The 17110-nt window shown below is 52.2% G+C and carries 18 protein-coding genes and 1 pseudogene; 8 read left to right on the forward strand and 11 right to left on the reverse strand.

Features of this window, described 5'->3' with window-relative positions; translation table 11 throughout:
* Positions 1–1648, reverse strand: a pseudogene (locus tag IPG80_RS07030) (hypothetical protein); the annotation flags it as partial.
* A gap of 208 nt (positions 1649–1856) precedes the next feature.
* Between IPG80_RS07030 and IPG80_RS07035 the strand changes: the two are divergent.
* Positions 1857–2366, forward strand: a complete 510-nt coding sequence (locus IPG80_RS07035) for a GNAT family N-acetyltransferase (RefSeq protein WP_345104391.1) — start codon at positions 1857–1859, stop codon at positions 2364–2366.
* Between the two features lies 1 nt (position 2367).
* The gene (locus IPG80_RS07040) at positions 2368–2760 is read left to right on the forward strand and encodes a Rid family hydrolase (RefSeq protein ID WP_345104394.1); all 393 of its coding nucleotides are present in this window, start codon (positions 2368–2370) and stop codon (positions 2758–2760) included.
* 15 nt (positions 2761–2775) lie between these two features.
* Here the strand turns inward: IPG80_RS07040 and IPG80_RS07045 are convergent, their stop codons facing one another.
* From IPG80_RS07045 to IPG80_RS07090, 10 genes are all read right to left on the reverse strand, one after another.
* Entirely contained in the window at positions 2776–3942 is a 1167-nt protein-coding gene (locus IPG80_RS07045) for a glycosyltransferase (RefSeq protein ID WP_345104397.1), read from the reverse strand.
* Positions 3939–5261, reverse strand: coding sequence for an oligosaccharide flippase family protein (locus IPG80_RS07050; RefSeq protein WP_345104399.1), 1323 nt, complete (start codon positions 5259–5261; stop codon positions 3939–3941). The genes IPG80_RS07045 and IPG80_RS07050 overlap by 4 nt, the downstream gene beginning before the upstream one ends.
* Before the next feature lie 131 nt (positions 5262–5392).
* A complete protein-coding gene (locus IPG80_RS07055) occupies positions 5393–6364 on the reverse strand; it encodes an NAD-dependent epimerase/dehydratase family protein (RefSeq protein WP_345104402.1) in 972 nt (323 codons plus the stop codon).
* Between the two features lie 70 nt (positions 6365–6434).
* Positions 6435–7754, reverse strand: a complete 1320-nt coding sequence (locus IPG80_RS07060) for a nucleotide sugar dehydrogenase (protein WP_345104405.1) — start codon at positions 7752–7754, stop codon at positions 6435–6437.
* A 16-nt stretch (positions 7755–7770) separates the two neighbouring features.
* Positions 7771–8415 (reverse strand): uracil-DNA glycosylase, encoded by a 645-nt coding sequence (locus tag IPG80_RS07065; protein WP_345104407.1) that lies wholly within the window; start codon positions 8413–8415, stop codon positions 7771–7773.
* The gene (gene rimI, locus IPG80_RS07070; protein ID WP_345104409.1) at positions 8416–8907 is read right to left on the reverse strand and encodes a ribosomal protein S18-alanine N-acetyltransferase; all 492 of its coding nucleotides are present in this window, start codon (positions 8905–8907) and stop codon (positions 8416–8418) included.
* A gap of 32 nt (positions 8908–8939) precedes the next feature.
* Positions 8940–9605, reverse strand: a complete 666-nt coding sequence (tsaB, locus tag IPG80_RS07075) for a tRNA (adenosine(37)-N6)-threonylcarbamoyltransferase complex dimerization subunit type 1 TsaB (RefSeq protein ID WP_345104412.1) — start codon at positions 9603–9605, stop codon at positions 8940–8942.
* A gap of 2 nt (positions 9606–9607) precedes the next feature.
* On the reverse strand, positions 9608–10102 hold the full coding sequence (tsaE, locus tag IPG80_RS07080) for a tRNA (adenosine(37)-N6)-threonylcarbamoyltransferase complex ATPase subunit type 1 TsaE (protein ID WP_345104415.1): 495 nt from the start codon (positions 10100–10102) through the stop codon (positions 9608–9610).
* 83 nt (positions 10103–10185) lie between these two features.
* Positions 10186–11490, reverse strand: coding sequence for a glycosyltransferase (locus IPG80_RS07085; RefSeq protein WP_345104418.1), 1305 nt, complete (start codon positions 11488–11490; stop codon positions 10186–10188).
* A gap of 30 nt (positions 11491–11520) precedes the next feature.
* Positions 11521–11757: a DUF951 domain-containing protein gene (locus IPG80_RS07090; RefSeq protein WP_345104420.1), complete on the reverse strand. Its 237-nt coding sequence runs from the start codon at positions 11755–11757 to the stop codon at positions 11521–11523.
* Between the two features lie 236 nt (positions 11758–11993).
* On the opposite strand from IPG80_RS07090, the gene IPG80_RS07095 reads away from it, so the two are divergent.
* From IPG80_RS07095 to IPG80_RS07120, 6 genes are all read left to right on the forward strand, one after another.
* On the forward strand, positions 11994–12950 hold the full coding sequence (locus tag IPG80_RS07095; protein WP_345104422.1) for an MBL fold metallo-hydrolase: 957 nt from the start codon (positions 11994–11996) through the stop codon (positions 12948–12950).
* Positions 12943–13641, forward strand: a complete 699-nt coding sequence (locus IPG80_RS07100) for a Crp/Fnr family transcriptional regulator (RefSeq protein ID WP_345104425.1) — start codon at positions 12943–12945, stop codon at positions 13639–13641. Before IPG80_RS07095 ends, IPG80_RS07100 begins: the two co-directional genes overlap by 8 nt.
* A 106-nt stretch (positions 13642–13747) precedes the next feature.
* Entirely contained in the window at positions 13748–14167 is a 420-nt protein-coding gene (locus tag IPG80_RS07105) for an acyl-CoA thioesterase (RefSeq protein WP_345104428.1), read from the forward strand.
* A gap of 111 nt (positions 14168–14278) precedes the next feature.
* Positions 14279–15322: a M42 family metallopeptidase gene (locus tag IPG80_RS07110; protein WP_345104431.1), complete on the forward strand. Its 1044-nt coding sequence runs from the start codon at positions 14279–14281 to the stop codon at positions 15320–15322.
* A 137-nt stretch (positions 15323–15459) separates the two neighbouring features.
* On the forward strand, positions 15460–15954 hold the full coding sequence (locus IPG80_RS07115) for a peroxiredoxin family protein (protein ID WP_345104434.1): 495 nt from the start codon (positions 15460–15462) through the stop codon (positions 15952–15954).
* Between the two features lie 134 nt (positions 15955–16088).
* Positions 16089–17087: a TIGR03617 family F420-dependent LLM class oxidoreductase gene (locus tag IPG80_RS07120; RefSeq protein WP_345104437.1), complete on the forward strand. Its 999-nt coding sequence runs from the start codon at positions 16089–16091 to the stop codon at positions 17085–17087.
* Positions 17088–17110: the final 23 nt, after the last annotated feature.

Genomic DNA, 17110 nt, shown 5'->3' on the forward strand with positions numbered 1-17110 from the left:
CAGCCTGCGCTTTCGCATTCTGTTCTGCCTGCAAGGCTCCCACAATGCGCTTCTCCTGCATCATGGCTTGGTACGCCTTGCGTCCCGCATTCGTCCTGCCGCCGCCATCTCCTCCTTCATCCCCGCCGCCGCTGTTTCGCAGGGCGGCGAGACGCGCCGCTTCCTCCTCCGCTCGCTTGCGCTGCCACTCCGCCAGGGTCGCTCCCAGCAGGGCGGTCGCTGCCCCACCCCACAGGATGTTCGCGTTGGAGATGGGGGTAGTGGTGGTCGTCTGGTTGCCCGCCGTGAATGCAGACTTCACACTCGTCCCCTCAAAGACATTGCTGCGCACTTCAAGGATCGGCGCTGGTTCTGCGGGAGCAGGTTCTTCTGTGGGGATCAGGATGGCTTCACTCGCTACTTCGGTGGGCGCTTCCGTAGGCGCGGGTTGGTAGAGCGCCGCTCCGCTTGGGTTGGATACCTGTAACGGCGGCGCGTCTGGCTTGTTGTTCTTGTTCGGTACCAGTCCCAGATACACCAGGTTGCGGTATTGCACTTCGTATGCCCCCATCATGCTGGCTTGGTTGCCCGCCAGATCGGTCACGGTCAGGGTGTAGAGGTAGTTGCCCACGCGCGCTCCATCATTTGCGAAGGTGCCATCCCAGAAGAAAGTGCCCGAATAGCTGTTGCCGCTCACCGCCCAGGCTCCCCCGGCATCTCCTTGCAGTTGGTCTTTGTCTGCGATGAATGCCGAGAATTGAGCGAGTCCACTGGTGGCGTCGTCGAGGCGGTAGTTCATTATCTCGCTCAGGTGAAGTCCTCCCGGTGCGCTCAGGCTGGGCGCGATGGTGTCCACCATCACGGTTTGCGATACTTCGGTGTAGTTCCCGGCATTGTCGTAGGCGCGGTATTGGATGGTGTGAACCCCGTCTGTAAAGGTCGTATCTGCGTAGGTGGTGTAGCCTGCGTTATCCACGTTCACTTCAAAGCTGGCGATGCCTGAGAGGGTGTCGCTTGGTGAGGCGGTGACCAGGGTTGGGGAGACGTACCAGCCGTTCTGTCCGGCTGTGCCTGCCAGGCTTCCACTGATCTGCGGGGTGGTGACGTCCACTTGGTAGCTGGCGCTGCCGCTGGCGGAGAGTCCGGTGGCGGCGTCCACTTTGTAGTTAAGCGTGCCTGTCCCTTCGGAGAGGGGAATGGAGCAGGTGGTGTTTCCGTTGGGACAGGTGAAGGGCGTGCCGTTGACGTCGCCGCTGATGATGACGGATTGTCCCTGTGGGTCTGAGGCGCTGAGGTCCAGCGAGAGGCTGCCGATGCACCAGCCGTTGTTTCCGGGGTTCGAGCAGGTGAGTACATGCGAGATCGTGGGCGGTTGGTAGACGGGTCCACCTCCGCCGCTGCCTGGTTCGCCTTCGCAGGCGGCATTGCATTCGTAGGTCGCACAACCGCGCGGCCAGGCGCTATCATCCCAGGAGGTGCATTCGATGCATGCCCACGGGCAGGCGTCTGCGCTGGAGGCGAAGGGTTTGAGTTCCGGGAAGACGCTTTGCAGCTTGGATGGGGTCTCGTCTGTTTTGTTCACCACCGGGGTGAAGAAGACCAGACCGACAAGCAGCATGGCAAGTAGTATTTTTACAGGTTTGTATCTTGGGGTGTGTCTATTTTGCATGTCCCCGCTCCTATGCATTTTTATTTTTTTCAGATTTTATTGCAAAATTTTATTTATGGAATTTACAAGTTTGTTAGGAGAACTTAAGCTTTGACGAGACAACTCTGCGTAGTTGATTCGCAATTCAAGGCTTTAATATCCACTATAATTTTATAAACTAATCAACAACACGAAGATCATACAAGACCAGCGTAGAAGTGAGACCATCATGACTCTATTTGAAACATCCCGCCTGTTTATCCGTCAACTTACACTGCCCGATGCAGATGCCTTGTTTGCCATTTTCAGCCTGCCTGAAGTAACACGATGGATGGGTGATGGGGAGCCGCTCACGAAAGAACTATGCGGGAAATGGATCGACATCTCGCTCCGCAATTATGAGGTCAAAGGAATGGGCGCTTCGGCTGTGATCGAAAAAACATCGGGTGAATTCATCGGCTGCAGCGGCATAGTGTATGACGCAGAACGTCAGGAGCCGGAGATCATCTACGCCTTTCATCCCAGCGCATGGGGCAAAGGCTACGCCAGTGAACTTGTCCCTGCTATGTTGAAGTACGGTCTGACCGAATGCGGGCTGACCTACATCCTCGCCACGATCGCAGAACCGAACAAAGCATCTGCCCATGTTGTAGAAAAAGCAGGCATGCAATTCTTCGCCGAAGAGCCCAACCCCGATGGTCACATTACCCTTGTCTATCGCATCGAAAAAGGAAAATAAAATGCCCACTGTTGAAACATCCACCCCAGCCAACACCCCGACTCCAATCGGACCATACAACCACATCGCCAAAGTAGGCACTTTCATCACCATCGGCGGGACGGCGGGCGTGAACCCTGCTACCGGTCAACTCGCCGGAGATGACGTCTTCTCGCAGACCGCGCAAATTCTCGATTCATTCAAGGTCATGCTTGAGTCGGTCAACTCAGATTTGGATCATGTTGTTCATATCAACATCTTCCTCAAACACATGAGCGACTTTGAAGAAATGAACCGCGCTTACGTCAGCAAAATGGGCGACCATCGCCCCGCGCGGACGGTCATCGGCGTGAGCGAACTTCCCAAACCCGGCGTATTGCTCACGATGAATTTGACGGCGGTGACGAAGGAATAAAAAAATCTCCGAGGTCTAAAGACCTCGGAGATTTGATTCAAACAATTCCATCACCCGTTCTTCGCGCTTGACCCATGTTAACTGTTCCACATCCAAGCGGGCTTGCGCACCCAATGCCGAACGGCGCGGCTCATCGTCAAGCAACGACTCAATCGCCGCCTTCCAATTCCCAATTCCCCATTCCCTATTCCCTTCCTCCATCGGCTCTACTAATACCGCATTACCCTCATTCAAAATTTCTCGTATCGAATCCAGATCCGCAGAAACGATCCCCCGCCCCGAAGCCATATACTCGAACATCTTCATCGGGTTGATGACCTCGGCTATGTCCTGTCCGCTCGAAGCCTCGATCGAACGCGAGTACGGCATCAGCAGCACATCCGCCGCCGCCTGATATAACGGAATCGACTCGTGCTTTACGAAGCCGGTCATTGTCACGTTGGTCATGCCCGCCTCGCTCAACTTGCCGCGCCAAAAGTCCACCAACTCAGGCGTGCCGCCCACCCACAAAAAATTCACCGTAGGCATTTGTTTGGCGAGTTCAAACAAAAGATCCGCGCCGCGCCCCGGGTAAATATGTCCCGTGAATCCAACCGTCAGCCCCTCTTTCAAATTCAATTGACGACGCGCTTCGGTAGGACTTGGCAGCCCTGCATACTTTTCCAACTCGACGCCGTTCGGCGCGAGCAACAGCGCTTCATTCGGGAACTCGAACTGGGTCGAGCGCTCCAAAGCCTTTCTCAACGCTGACGTGGTGACCGTCATCACTTTGGGAGTCTTCTGATTCCAAAACTGTCTCATCCACCACACGCCGAGTTTGCCAGAGTTATCCGCGTGCATTTCGAGCACCACGGGGTCCCCCATCCACGCGCCCAATGCCGCGGATTGGGGCAGCCAGGTGTAGATCAAGTCCGCACCAAATCTCTTCGCAGCCCGCTGGGCATGGACGATAAAGTCGAAGCGTTTGAGTCTGCTAATGGACGGGAGCAGGTCGAGGTCCGGGGCGAGGCGCAGACCGTAGTGAGTGAGGAGTAATTGGTGATTGGTACTTGGTGCTTCTTTGGGGGCAAACATTTTGATGTCATGTCCCAATTGCATCAAGGCTTGCGCAACCTTCATCGCCTGAATCGAATTGGCAGTCAGGGATGGTATTCGTGAGTTTGTAATTAGTGCGATTTTCATACCGATTCCCGATTTCCAATTTCCCGAATTCCGCGCAAGACCATCAAGCCAACGGACGCGATGTAATAGAACGAAAGAAGTCCGCCCGCTGCGGCAACGCCATAGACCGGCACAAGCCAAAACGAAAGCGCGAGTTTGATGATGCCCGCCGCAAGCGTTACATAGACAGGGAACTCCGGCAAGCCGAGCGCAAGCAACAACGGACGATTCCAAAAGAGGATGTAATTGAAGACCAAACCGATGGTCAGCGCAACGAGGGCGGGATAGGCGGCGAGATATTCTTTACCCGAATAGATTTGAATGACCCAATGACCAAAGAGAATCAGCCCCGCGCCAATGGCGAGGTTATAAGAAAATGAAAACGCTGTGATCTTCTTAAGAAAACTTTTGAGCTTGCCCCATGTTTTTTCAACTGCAAGTTTATTGATCTCGGGAAAAGTTGTGGCGATGAGCGGGTCGGCAGGAATGGCAAGGAAATGCGTAATGGTATATGCCACACGATAATAACCAACCGCAGTGGTATCGAGAAATAAACCGACCCAGATCAACTCGCTCTCGCGGAAAAGTTTGATGATGGTCGCACTGATGTTGGAACTGAATGCAAAGCGAAAAATCTCTCTGCGGGCAGTGAGTGCAGAGAAAGGCGTGCGCCACCATCCGCTGCCGAGTTTTTCTTTTAATTGGTTTTGAGCCAGAGTGAAAAGCCCCAGTCCCAGAATAGATTTACCGATCAGATAAGCAACGAGAACAACTGTGATACTGCCGCCGAAAAAGAACGCGCCCGCAATAATGAGCGTGGTGACAATGGCTTGAATTAAGTTAACCGTACCCTGCAATTTGATCTTTTCGGTGATCTGCAAAATACCCGTGGAGGTTTCGGTGTTGAAGTTCGCCAGTAGGTTAATCGCAAAGAAAGTGAACATCCATGCAATATCGGGAGTTTTGGCGAGATAGGTTTCAGCAAGTTGCGCAGTGGCAAGCACAACGAGAAACGCCATCAGCGAAACCAGGGCTTCGGTTGTGCTGGCAGCTTTGAACAAGGCAGAGGCTTGTTCTTTATCCTGCTTGTTCAGGTATTCGCCGCCATAACGCACCACCAGCTCGCTCATGCGAAACGAGAAGATGCTATTCACCACCGAAGCGAAAGACATCACCACGCCGATGAGACCAAACCCCGCCGGTCCGAGCAGACGCGTCGCCATAATGCCCTGAACGACGCTTAATCCCAGCGCGAGGGTGTTGTTGCTGAACAACGATCCGCTGGAACGCATCACTTTGGCAAAGAGCGGGTCATTTTTGAACTTCGAGAGAAGGGACATTGGAAGAAATTATACCCAGTGCGGTCACAAACTGCATTTCTTTATAAAGGGAAGATGCAGTTTGTGACCGTGGGTATTATATAAACTTTAAAAAAAGACCTCGGAGGGTTTGAAACCTCCGAGGTCTGATATTACGGCGTAAGGACTTCCTTCGCCCAACTTCGTTCTGCCAGGTACCAATCGATCAGGTTCTTCAAGCCCTGGCGCAGGTTAACCTGTGGTTCCCAGCCGAGCATTGTCCGCGCCTTACTAACATCGGCTTGATTATTGAGCATATCTGCCAGGTTGGGCGGACCATGCTGAACGATCGCTTTTTTGCCGGTCAGGTCCTCAACAATTTCCACCAATTGATTGATGCTGATGACCTCATGCCCGCCAAGGTTGATGATCTCATAGCCGACCGGTTTGAGCGCCGCAATGATCCCGCGTGAAATGTCATCGATATAGGTGAAACCGCGTGACTGATTCCCATCACCATTAATGCGCACAGGCTGTCCTTCAAGGATCCATTGCACAAAACGGAACATGGCAAGGTCTGGGCGACCTGCAGGACCATAGACGGTGAAGAAGCGCAGAACGGTCACGTCAATGTCATATAAATGGTGATACGAATGCGCCAACGCTTCTGCGCCTTTTTTACTGGCAGCATAGGGCTGCATGGGTTCGCTGCTTGAAGCAGTCTCTGGTGTGGGGTATGGCGGGTTTTCACCGTAAATGCTGGAGGTTGAAGCAAGGATGAATTTTTTGCACCCGAACTGACGGCAGACTTCCAGCATGTTCAATGTGCCGGTCACATTCGATTCAAGGAACACCCAGGGATTTTCCACACTGTAGCGCACACCAGCCCGGGCAGCGAGATTGATCACACCCTCGAATTTCTCATTCTTGAACAGCGCAATACAGGACTTCTCAGAAATGTCATGTCGATGAAATTTAAACCCCGGCACTGCCATCAACTTCTTCAGGCGGTATTCCTTCATGCGCGGATCGTACGCGTCGTTGACATTGTCTATGCCTACTACGGTATGCCCCTGTTCCAAGAGGATGTGCGATGTGCGCGCGCCAATAAAACCAGCTGCACCTGTCACGAGATAATTTGCCATACTTCTCCTTTACGAATTAAATAATTACGCATTACGTACCACGAAATACGTAATGCGTAATATTTAAAGATTAGAGGCGTTCCACGTTCGCGAACGCACCGAGCTTGCCGGTCGCATTGCGTGTGTCAAAGACGAATTTTGCAGCAGCGATGATCTCGGTGTAGTTATACATCTTATGATTGGTCACGATCAAGACCGCATCCGCTTCCTTTACGGCTTTCATCATGTCCATCACGCTGTCCATGTGCCAGCCGTCATGCTCGTGATGGATGTGCGGAATATACGGGTCATGATATTTCACATCCGCGCCCTTCTTCTGAAGCAGACCGATCACATCCAGAGACGGTGACTCGCGCACATCATCGATATCCGGCTTATAGGCGGCGCCCAACACCAAAATATTAGACCCTTTGATGGTCTTCCCCAGGTCATTCATCGATTCCATCAGGCGGCTGACCACATAACGCGGCATATTGGTATTGATCTCAGATGCCAGCTCAATGAAGCGGGCATTGTAATTGAGCGACTTCATCTTCCAGGAAAGATACAACGGGTCGATAGGAATACAGTGACCACCCAACCCGGGTCCTGGCGTGAATTTCATAAAACCAAAAGGTTTGGTTGCTGCCGCATCGATCACTTCCCAGACATCCACATCAAGTCGTTCACACATGATCGCAAGTTCATTGACCATGCCGATATTGATCATGCGGAAGGTGTTCTCCAGCAGTTTTGCCATTTCCGCCGCCTCCGCCGTTGAGACCTTGTGAATGGTCTTGATCGCGCCTTCATACCAGACAGTCGCCACTTCGCCGCAAGCTTGGGTAATGCCGCCCATTACCTTGGGGGTATTAATGGTCGTGTAATCCTCACGACCCGGATCCACGCGTTCCGGCGAAAACGCCAGGAACCAATCTTCACCAATGGTCAAACCATGTTCATTACCCAATTTAGGCAGGAGCAATTCACGGGTCGTGCCGGGATATGTGGTCGATTCCAACACAACCACCATGCCCTTGTGCATATATTTATTCAACTCGTCCATGGCAGAGATGATAAACGACATATCCGGGTCGCCGGTCTGACGCAACGGTGTCGGCACGCAGATACTGACAGCATCCATATTCTTGAGCACGGAAAAATCAGTGGTGGCAACCAGCTTCCCCGACTTGACCAGTTTGGCAACAGCCTCCGTGGGCACATCCGGAATATAGGATCTGCCTTCCTTCAAGGCATCAACTTTACGCTTATCAGGATCCACGCCTGTAACATTAAATCCCGCCTCGCCAAACACGACTGCCAACGGCAACCCCACATACCCCAGCCCCAAAATGGCGATCGTGGCACTTTTGTCTTTCAATCTTTTGATCAGATCTGTTTTTGTTGTCATTTTTTATCCTTTATTATCAAAATAAACTCAACTGCTGCGGTTTCTCGGATTTCTGAGGAACCGTTATTTTTTTCTTTTCAATGATCGGTCTACCCAGTGCCGTACGCGCTTCGTTCAATTGCTCGGGCAGTTTTGCAAAGTCCGCCAGGATGGCTGGACGAAGTGCAGGCTGGTGTAATGCGGCAGCCGGATGATACATGGGAATCACGAACTTACCATCGATCTTTTGCATCTGCCCATGAATGGAAGTGATCTTTGCGCCAGGCACATATTTGCCCATGGAAATACGTCCCAATGTCACAATAATACTCGGGTTTATGGCGTTGATTTGCCCTTCCAAGTACTCATTACAAGCCAAAAGTTCCTCCGGCTGCGGGTCGCGGTTGGCAGGTGGACGGCACTTTACCACATTGGCAATGAATACATCCGAACGTTCCAAGCCTGCCTGTGCCAGCAGTTGATCTAAAAATTTCCCCGATGCCCCCACGAACGGACGTCCCTGCTCATTCTCATGAAAGCCGGGTCCTTCTCCAATGAACATGATCTCTGCATCCGCCGGACCTTCACCCGTCACAGCTTTCTTGCGCGATTCGTGCAAAGCACACTTGGTGCAAACAGAAATCTCGCGGGCAATGCGTTCAAGAGTCTCAACGGCAGGCATTCAATCTCCTTGCAGGTGCCCCAGATCGTTCAATGTCATCAGGATGGCATCCTCATTATTATCCTTGTAATATTCTTTTCGTCTTCCATCTTCCACAAAACCCAGGCTGCGATACATGCTCAAGGCTATATCGTTGTGTTCGCGCACTTCCAAAAACGCGCGCACCAAACCTTCCTTATCCCTTGCAGTGCAAAGTGCATGCACCAGGATCTTCTTTCCAATACCGCGCCCGCGATACTCCGGGTGAGTTGCAATGGTGGCAATGTGCATTTCATCCACCATCATCCAGCCTACCAGCATGGCAGCAACGCGCCCATCCGCCTCCGCCACCCAGCAGCGAGAGACAAAGTTCTCGTCCAATTCATATCGGAAGGAGCGTTGGGGCCACGGCAGTGTAAACGACACCTGATCAATCGCGATCACCTGCTCAAGATCAGCGTGGATCATCCTGCGGATGATAAGACCAGAATTGACAGGTGATTCAAGATTCATTTCTTCTCAACCCTGAAGAAAGGTAATTCGGCTCACGAGATTGGCGTTCCCGCCACATGCAAATAAATGGGAGCCAGCGTAGCGGCATCGTCCGCATCACTATCCTGCCAGCGGTTCCATGCCAGTTCCGCCAAAACAGCCGGTCGCCTCACACAGAGAATGGGAGAAGCCAACTGCAGGTTTTTCACTTTGGATATTTTCTTTCTCTCATCGACAGTTAACTCACCTGCAATGATCGTTGGACCCGTCAACTCTGCCAGCAGCTCATCCAACGTTCCGCTTCGCACCGCGCCTTCTGGCTGCCACTGTTTCTCGATATTTTTATACACGCCGAAAGCGATTCGAGTCCGCCCGGCTTGCAAGACAGCCACCAAGGGATCATTCGCCTGCGGTTGCGCAGCAGCGATCACATCCAACGTGGAGATGCCCATCACGGGCAAATTACGCGCCAGCGCAATTCCCTTTATCAAAGACAACCCGACTCTTAAACTCGTGAATGAACCGGGACCAATGGCAACGCCCAAAGCGGTGACCATGCTCATTGAAACGCCGCAGCGCTTCAAAAGTCCGGAAAGAGCCGGGGAAAGCTGGGTGGTGTGATGCTGTTTGGTCGTCCAAGTCATTTCACCGAGGACCTGGTCGCCATCGTATAGCGCCAACCCGACCAAAGATGTGGAGGTATCGACTGCCAGAAGCATGCTTAGCCTCCCACCATTGCATGACGGATGGAATTGAGTAGATCATCGTAGCGTTTGCCGTACGCGTGAAAATTCATCTGGCGGTGTTCTTCCGAAAGATGGTCAAGGCGAATGTGTAAGTGTTCTTTGGGGATCAAATCACCAAGCCGTTCGGGCCACTCGATGATAAGCGCGCCTTCGGCAAGCATAGAGTCAAGGTCCAGCTCCTCTGCTTCGGGCACAGAGTCGAGGCGGTAGGCGTCCAGGTGAAAAAGTTGAGCGCCATCGGCACGCCGATACAAATTGACAAGGATGAAGGTCGGGCTGGAAACAGAGTCGAGCGAGCCCCAGCCTTGCGCCAGTCCTTGTGTGAATGTGGTCTTGCCTGCGCCGAGATCACCCTGCAAACAGATCACATCACCGGCAGTCAGCAAACTGCCCAGCCGCATGCCAATGCGACGTGTTTGTTCCGGGCTTCGGCTAAAAAATTCCAACATGTGGGCATCAAGGATAGACATCGAGGTGGAATTATACCCCTCCCCCTCTTTCCATTGTGCAATACGGATGACGTGATATGTCATCCGTATTGCACAGATTGGTATTATTTTTTCTTGCGTCCGGGCAGCATCTTACCGATCTCCGTACGGATAACGCGGTTGATACGCCGGGGAATTTGGTTGATATTTTTCTGCATCATACGGGTGAACATATTTCCGCGCCAGTTCTGCAGGATGGCTTCCAAATAAAGTTTTTCCAACGCCTTCACCTGGCTTTCAATGGAATATTTCTCACTGAGTTTGGTGGAGTGGACGCCAAAGGTCTTAAGGCGCTCGCGATCAGGGAGCAGGTCGGCGAGAGTGTTGGCGTAAACGTTCACATCCAATGGGACCAGATAACCGTTCAAACCATGATCGATCATGCCTTCAAAGGCTTCATCCTGAACCGCAACCATGGGCAACCCGGAGGCAATCGCTTCGATCACCGAGATGGGGTGCACCTCAGTGGTGGATGCCGAAAGGAAGACGTCGGCATCATGAAAGATATCGGGAAGTTCAGCGCGGTTGACCATGCCTAAAAAGTGAATGCGATCCTTCGCGTGCGTCGCCGCGGCGCGGGCTTCAACATCTTTGCGTGAACCACCATCCCCGGCAAAGACAAGATGCGCATTGGGAACACGGTCTGCAATAAGGTCAAATGCCTCAACGATGAACTCAAGCCGCTTCTCCGGATCCATGCGCCCAACAGTGAGCATGATCGGGGCATCAGAAGCGATGCCCAGCCGTTTTCGCAAACTGCCGGGGTTCCTTGCCGTCTTGAACATGCTCAAGTCAATTCCATTTGGAATGACTGTGATGGGCTGCTTCACTTTTTGAGTAAGTAACAGTCGTTGAAATTTCGGTGAGGGCACCACGATCTGGTCGCCCAAGTCAGTGGACGCCTTGCTAAACCAACCTGCCGCACGTTTGATTAGACCCGTACCGCCGATAAACTTGATGTAATGGGTGTAATCAGTGATGGAGGTGTGATAGGTGTAGATCAATGGTAGACGTTTAGTGGAAGCAGTGAGATATGCAAGCAACCCTACACTTGCCGGGCTGTGCGCATGAAGCACATCGAAGTGTTCGCGGGTGAGCTTCCATGTGGAGCGGGGCGTTCCCAGCACCGCCACATAGATGGGGGGATTGTTCAAATACTTGAGCGAGGGCAGGCGCATCACATTCGGCTCATCGTCTTTATAGCCAGGGAAGCGCGGCGCAAAAATGGTGACCTGATGTCCGCGTTTTTTCAAACCCTCCGAGATCATTTGCAATGAGACCGAGACGCCGTTCACCTGTGGAGCGTATGTGTCGGTAAATAAGCCAATACGAAGCGAACCAATGGGGAGTTCTCTGTCTTTTGATTCCATAAAACCTCCTTGTATTACATCTTGATGATCCTACAAACTATTGGAGTCTACGTTGGATTCTGTCTGCGCTTTTTCCCGTTCCTGCGCAGTCAAATTCACTTTCATGCGTTTCGCCAATTCACGGCGGGTAAGCATGACACGATGCTGGCAACCTTTGCATTCCAAACCAATATCCGCGCCAAGGCGAATGACCTTCCACTCATATGAGCCGCATGGATGTGGTTTACGCAAGCGTAATTGATCGTTCATTTGCAGATCGGGCAGCATGGAGAAGATTATACCGCCGCGCTTCGCGCTGACGATAGACGATGGACCGTGGACGATGGAACATCTCCATGGTCAATGGTCCACGGTCGCGAAGCATGAGAAATAGTTCTCACCTGCCAAGAGAACACTTTCCTTGAAGGATACGCGGTTTGGAACATAATACAAGTGTCTTGGAGATGACAAAGCTTCGCAAAGAAGACCGTCACCTCCAAGAACCTCAACAACTGGAGGCAGACATGAACAAGGATTTCACAGTCAAATTCTGGGGTGTGCGTGGAAGTTACCCCACACCGGGCGCGAACACCGTCAACTATGGCGGCAATACCGCGTGCGTGGAAGTCAACGCGGGCGGGCGCACCATCATCCTCGACGCGGGCACGGGCATCATTCCGCTTGGGCGCGAGTTGGTGAAACGCCAAAATCTTGAGTTGCTGCTTCTGTTCAGTCACTTGCATCACGACCACACGCAGGGATTTCCATTCTTCGTGCCTGCGTATTTGCCAAAAGCCAAACTGCACATCTATGGTCCCGGCGGCACGGCAGAGACGGTGAAGCATGTGTTGGAGCACAATCAATCTTCGGATACGTTCCCGATCTCATTGCGCGATATGGCATCGAACAAGGATATTCAATCGTTGCGCGAGTCGCAGGTCATAGTTTGGGAGGAGGATGGAGTTCGGGTTGTTGAATCAATTTCAAATCCGAGTCCTGAGGCGGTGGTCATCCGCATTCACAAATCACATGCGCATCCCGGCGGCGTGTATCACTATCGCATCACGTATCAAGGCAAGTCAGTTGTGTATGCCACCGACACGGAAGGCTACGTGGGCATGGATCGCAAGCTTATCAATTTTTCGCGTAATGCGGATGTGCTCATTCACGATGCGCAGTATTCCGATGAACACTACTACGGAAGCCTCGCCGGATTTCCTTCGACGCAGGGATATGGACACTCGACCGCAACCATGGCGGGACAAGTTGCCGCCTCTGCCGAAACGGGACAGTTGATCCTGTTCCATCACGACCCATCCTACGCTGACGATTGGGTGGCGGCGCAAGAATCTGCTGCGAAGAATATTTTTCCTGATTCGCAGGCGGCGTTTGAAGGCATGGAGATTTCCTTAAACCCCTCTCCCGTTTCTGGGAGAGGGGCAGGGGTGAAGGAAGGAGTAAAATATGTTACGCATGGCTGAACTTCAGAAAGACGACACCCGCAATATCCTTTCGGACATCAGACTGTTCGAAGGTCTCACACCGGTTCAATTGGATTGGGTGGCGCACCGCGCACATCGGCGCGTGTTCCCGACCGGAAAGAATGTGATGCTGATCGAGCAGCCAGGTGAGGCGGTTTACATTATCCTGCATGGGACGGTGAAGGTTTATACCGAGCAAGGCGGGCGCGACGCGATCCTCTCCATTTTGGGCAGTGGTGACCTCATTGGTGAAATGAGTCTGATCGATAGTGTCGGTCGTTCTGCCAGTGTGGTCACCCTCGAAGACTCACTCATGCTATGGATGGATAAGACCACCTTCAATTACATGCTCGATAACTTTCCGCCAATTGCGCGCAACCTGGTAAAAATTCTTTCTGCAAGGGTAAGACTTTCTGACCAAATGATCCAATCGCTCGCCACGCTCGATGTCAACGGACGAGTGGCACGTCAACTGCTGGCTTTTGCGGAACGGTATTATCAAGAAGTGGATGGCGGCATTCGCATCCGTATTGCGCTGACGCAAAGCGACATTGCCGACCTTGTGGGTGCCTCACGCAAGCGTGTGAATCAGGCAATGGTCTTTTTCAAGGAGCAAGGTCTGGCGACGACCGATGCCGATGGGCGTATCCTTATTCAAGATAAGATGGGGTTGGCGAAGTTTTGTAGTTGAGATAGTTATATAGTTTAGTAGCTTTGTAAAGCCGTGGAGTTTTGTGCTCTGCGGCTTTTTAGTATCGAACTACCCAACTAAGAACTACCAAACTATAATCCCCTTCATGACTGACTACAAATTCTTTCACCCCACCGAAGTCCGCTACGGAGACCTCGATCCGCAGGGACATGTCAACAACGCAAAATACCTGACGTATTTCGAGCAGGCGCGTGTCTACTATTTCATGAAGCTTGGCTTGTTCAGCAAAGACCAGTCCTTTATGGAGATCGGCGTCATTGTGGCAGATATTCACATCACCTATCAGTCTCCCACTCACTATGGAGACAATATCAAGACTGGTGCCAAAGTGACCAAACTTGGAAACAAATCCATGACGGTGGAGCAATGCGTCATGGATGCAGATACTGGCAAGGTAATGGCAAGCGGCGAAGTAGTGCTGGTCACCTTCGATTACGAAGGCTTGAAGACCATCCCCGTGCCGGATGATTGGAAGAAGAAGATCGCTGAGTTCGAAAGTCTTTAAAGAGTTTGTCATGCTGAGCGAAGCGAAGCATCTCTGAGATAATCGTAGAGACCCCTCCCCCTACGGGGACGTCGCGCTACCGCTCAGGGTGACATATGAAAAGAGAACCCCATGTCCCTCCCAAAAATTGACGAAACGTACTTCACCAACTTTCTCGTTGACCTGCTCAACATCCCATCCCCGACGGGTTTTGCCAGCGCGGCAATTGACTTTGTTGAAAAGGAACTATCCAAATACAAGCAATTGAAATTGAGCCGAACCCGTAAAGGTGCATTGGTTGCAAAATGGGAAGTGAAATCTGATTTGCCTCCCGTTGCCTTGACCGCTCACGCCGATACCCTTGGCGCGGTAGTAAAAGAGATCAAGGGCAATGGACGGTTGCGACTGAGTCGCATCGGTGGGATTCAATGGCCCACAGTGGAAACAGAAGGCGTGTGGGTCTTCACGTCCAAAGGCGAAAAGATTCGCGGCTCGGTACTCATTGATGTAGCATCTGGTCATATTCACAGTGGAGCCGACCTGCCGCGCGATGATAAACATCTCGAAGTACGTCTTGATGCTCTCACTACTTCTGAAACAGAGACGCGTGCATTGGGAATCAATATCGGTGATTGTGTGGCGTTCGATACTCGCACCGAAGTGACCAATGGATTCATCCGCTCGCGCTTCCTCGATGACAAGGCTTGTGTAGCGAATCTTGTCGCGGCGATCAAGTCGATGGTGGAGTCAGGTCAAAGTCCGGCGCGAAGCGTGTACTTCCACATCTCCAATTATGAAGAGGTCGGTCACGGCGCAGCGGCGGGCATCCCTGATGAAGTCGCGGAGTTGGTCACGGTTGATATGGCGGTGGTTGGACCTGGACAAGAGTCGGATGAATTCCATGCGACCTTGTGCATCAAAGACAGCGGCGGACCGTATCACGAAGGCTTGAACAAAAAGATGCGCGGCATTGCCGAGAAGCACGGCATTCCATACAAGACCGATGTCTATCCGTTCTATGGCTCGGATGGTGAAGCCTTCTGGCGTGCAGGCGGTGACGTAGCGCTTGCATTGATCGGACCCGGCATCGACGCTTCGCACAATTACGAACGCGCCCACATGGATGGCTTGAACGCGACAACGAATTGGATCATGGCGTATCTGTTGGAGAGGTAGGGGCGACCCGCCCAGCGGAAGCAGGTCATCTTGATAATCTCTGATGGGTTGCCTCTACAGAAGATTAACCAAACACTAACGTAAAGAGTCGGCTCGAGATGCCATCCTTTAATTAGAATTCAAGATAGGAATCGGATATGACCCTCGACTCAATCGAAGCCAAGATCGGCTCGCTCGCCCCAGACTTCAAACTGCTCGCCACCCATGGGCAGAATGTTTCGCTGACAGATTTCCGCGGCAAGAGCAATGTGATCGTGTTCTTCATCCGTGAAACGACATGCCCGCAATGCCGCACGCATGTGGCGCAGCTTGGCAGGATGTACGAGCAGTTCAAAGAAGCAGGCACCGAAGTGATTGCCATTCTGGGCGAAGGCATGGAGAAAGCCCGCGAATACGCGGACGAAATTGGTTTGCCTTTCCCCATTCTCTGTGACCCAGATCGTGCCGTGTATAACCTGTATGAACTTGAAAAATACTTCCTGCTTTTTCAACGCACGGCTTCCCTTGTTGTCGATAAGGATGGCATCGTCCGTTATCTGAAACGCACTACAGTGCCGAATGTCTGGCTGCAAGAGAGTCGTGAGTTACTCGGCTTTATCCTCAGTTTGGACGAAGGTCAGCCGGTGGTGTAAGATTTAAAAGCCTCGCGTTTGCGGGGCTTTTTTTATAAATTGGGCGGGGAGATACCACTTCGTGGCACAAGCCCTGCCTCTACCATTCACTATCCACTATTCACTATTCTCTTCTCAAACTGTATACTTGACCTATGAAACTAGATGCCGCCCTCCCTATCGTTCAATTAAAAGAGATCCCCGCCATTGCGAAAGCCGCCGAAGAGATCGGCTTCGCCGCGTTATGGACTCAAGAGACCCAGCATGATCCCTTCCTGCCATGCACCTTGATCGCAGAACATTCTGCGAGCATGGACTTTGGCACCGCCATTGCTGTGTCATTCGCGCGCTCGCCTGCCAACCTTGCCTACACCGCATGGGACCTGGCGGCTCAGTCGAACGGACGATTCATTTTGGGATTGGGCACACAGGTCAAGGCACATATTGAGCGCCGCTTTGGTATGACCTGGCCCGAGTCGGTCACGGGCAAACTGCGCGAGCAGATCCAAGTCATCCGCGCCTTGTGGGACTGCTGGCAAAACGGCACGAAGTTAAATTTCCGCGGCGAGCATTACAAGATCACCTTGATGTCGCCGTTCTTTAATCCGGGCAAGATCGAGAACCCAAATATTCCCATTTACATTGCAGGAGTCAATACGGGTCTGGCAAGACTCGCAGGCGAAATGTGCGAAGGCTTCCATGCGCATCCATTCAACAGCCCAAAATACATGAATGAGATCATCCTGCCTGCCATCGAAGAAGGCTTGCAAAAAAGCGGACGCAAACGCAGCGCTCTCTCCGTTTCGATGACCCCATTCATTGCAACCTCACCAGAAGAAGAAGGTTTTGCGCGCATGCAGATCGCGTTCTATGCTTCAACACCTTCCTATAAAGCGGTGATGGACTTTCACGGTTGGGGGGAGACCGCCGAAAAACTTTCCGGCTTTGCTTCCAAGGGCGAGTGGGCAGAGATGCCCATGCTCATCACCGATGAGATGTTGAACGAGTTCTGCCTCATGACCACCCAGGAAAATCTCGCCGCAGACTTGAAGAAACGCTTCGGCAGCATCGCAGATAGAATCACCCTGTACACACCTTTTATCCCCGGTGAGAAAGATACGTGGTGGAAGGATCTAGCGAAGGCTTTTAATTAATTTGTAGGTCCGGCTTCATACCC

Source organism: Candidatus Villigracilis vicinus, assembly GCF_016702885.1.
In the GTDB taxonomy this organism is placed as follows: domain Bacteria; phylum Chloroflexota; class Anaerolineae; order Anaerolineales; family Villigracilaceae; genus Villigracilis; species Villigracilis vicinus.

Coding starts and splice junctions, on each gene's coding strand:
- IPG80_RS07040 (WP_345104394.1), top strand. CDS start 2,368: ATGCCCACTGTTGAAACATCCACCCCAGCCAACACCCCGACTCCAATC.
- IPG80_RS07115 (WP_345104434.1), top strand. CDS start 15,460: ATGACCCTCGACTCAATCGAAGCCAAGATCGGCTCGCTCGCCCCAGAC.
- IPG80_RS07120 (WP_345104437.1), top strand. CDS start 16,089: ATGAAACTAGATGCCGCCCTCCCTATCGTTCAATTAAAAGAGATCCCC.
- IPG80_RS07105 (WP_345104428.1), top strand. CDS start 13,748: ATGACTGACTACAAATTCTTTCACCCCACCGAAGTCCGCTACGGAGAC.
- IPG80_RS07060 (WP_345104405.1), bottom strand. CDS start 7,754: ATGACAACAAAAACAGATCTGATCAAAAGATTGAAAGACAAAAGTGCC.
- IPG80_RS07090 (WP_345104420.1), bottom strand. CDS start 11,757: ATGCTGCCCGATCTGCAAATGAACGATCAATTACGCTTGCGTAAACCA.
- tsaB (WP_345104412.1), bottom strand. CDS start 9,605: ATGCTTCTGGCAGTCGATACCTCCACATCTTTGGTCGGGTTGGCGCTA.
- IPG80_RS07045 (WP_345104397.1), bottom strand. CDS start 3,942: ATGAAAATCGCACTAATTACAAACTCACGAATACCATCCCTGACTGCC.
- IPG80_RS07055 (WP_345104402.1), bottom strand. CDS start 6,364: ATGGCAAATTATCTCGTGACAGGTGCAGCTGGTTTTATTGGCGCGCGC.
- IPG80_RS07095 (WP_345104422.1), top strand. CDS start 11,994: ATGAACAAGGATTTCACAGTCAAATTCTGGGGTGTGCGTGGAAGTTAC.
- IPG80_RS07110 (WP_345104431.1), top strand. CDS start 14,279: ATGTCCCTCCCAAAAATTGACGAAACGTACTTCACCAACTTTCTCGTT.
- IPG80_RS07050 (WP_345104399.1), bottom strand. CDS start 5,261: ATGTCCCTTCTCTCGAAGTTCAAAAATGACCCGCTCTTTGCCAAAGTG.
- IPG80_RS07085 (WP_345104418.1), bottom strand. CDS start 11,490: ATGGAATCAAAAGACAGAGAACTCCCCATTGGTTCGCTTCGTATTGGC.
- rimI (WP_345104409.1), bottom strand. CDS start 8,907: ATGAATCTTGAATCACCTGTCAATTCTGGTCTTATCATCCGCAGGATG.
- tsaE (WP_345104415.1), bottom strand. CDS start 10,102: ATGTCTATCCTTGATGCCCACATGTTGGAATTTTTTAGCCGAAGCCCG.
- IPG80_RS07035 (WP_345104391.1), top strand. CDS start 1,857: ATGACTCTATTTGAAACATCCCGCCTGTTTATCCGTCAACTTACACTG.
- IPG80_RS07065 (WP_345104407.1), bottom strand. CDS start 8,415: ATGCCTGCCGTTGAGACTCTTGAACGCATTGCCCGCGAGATTTCTGTT.
- IPG80_RS07100 (WP_345104425.1), top strand. CDS start 12,943: ATGGCTGAACTTCAGAAAGACGACACCCGCAATATCCTTTCGGACATC.